3 protein-coding genes are annotated in these 631 nt (G+C 71.2%); all 3 read left to right on the top strand.

Annotated features, from left to right (window positions below; all coding sequences use genetic code 11):
* A partial coding sequence (locus tag E7Z54_RS19805; RefSeq protein WP_206056420.1) for a type II secretion system F family protein occupies window positions 1–238 on the top strand: 238 nt, incomplete at its 5' end.
* A 30-nt stretch (window positions 239–268) separates the two neighbouring features.
* The gene (locus E7Z54_RS19800; protein WP_136436442.1) at window positions 269–451 is read left to right on the top strand and encodes a hypothetical protein; all 183 of its coding nucleotides are present in this window, start codon (window positions 269–271) and stop codon (window positions 449–451) included.
* Window positions 448–631, top strand: a 184-nt coding sequence (locus E7Z54_RS19795; RefSeq protein WP_136436441.1) for a TadE family protein, incomplete at its 3' end; no start/stop codon positions are given. The genes E7Z54_RS19800 and E7Z54_RS19795, both read left to right, overlap by 4 nt.

The following is a 631-nucleotide window of genomic DNA, read 5'->3' as shown; positions in this document are numbered from 1 at the left end:
CCCCGCCGTCGCCCGCTTCGCGCATGGCGTCGCGGTCGCGGTCGAGCGCGGCACGCCACTGGCCGACGTGCTCCACGCCCAGGCCGCCGACGTGCGCGAAGCCGGCCGCCGCGAGCTCATCGAGCAAGCCTCGCGCAAAGAGATCCTGATGATGGTCCCCGTGGTGTTCCTGGTGCTGCCCGTGACCATCGTCTTCGCCTTCTGGCCCGGCTTCGTCGGCCTCACCCTCACCTACTGACGCACCGAACCTCCTCGGGAAGGAACAACCATGCACCTGCTCGACCCGCTCCGCTCACTCCACCAGCGCTGGCGCGACCGCGATGACCGCGGTGACATCCCTGGCTGGGTGCTGGTCACGGTCATGACCATCACCATCGGCATGGCGTTGTGGGCCATCGCGCAGCCGCAGCTGGCCAGCATCCTCAGCTCCGCCCTCGACTCGGTGAGATGACCCGGTGCCGCCGGACCCAGCGCGGCTCCGCTCTCGTCGACTTCACGCTGGTTCTGGTCCTGATGCTGCCCATCGTCGTCGGCCTGATCCAGCTGGCCCTCGTCCTCCACGTCCGTACGACGCTCGCGGCCGCCGCCGCCGAGGGCGCCCGCGTCGCGGCGACCGCCGACCGCGGCGCCG

The sequence above is a fragment of the Nocardioides sp. genome, assembly GCF_004803405.1.
GTDB classification, from domain to species: domain Bacteria; phylum Actinomycetota; class Actinomycetes; order Propionibacteriales; family Nocardioidaceae; genus Nocardioides; species Nocardioides vastitatis.
The sequence above is the reverse complement of the archived record's forward strand: the minus strand, read 5'-3'. Positions and strand labels throughout refer to the sequence as shown.

Excerpts from the sequence above, each read along its gene's own strand:
- E7Z54_RS19800 (WP_136436442.1), top strand. The coding sequence starts at position 269 with ATGCACCTGCTCGACCCGCTCCGCTCACTCCACCAGCGCTGGCGCGAC.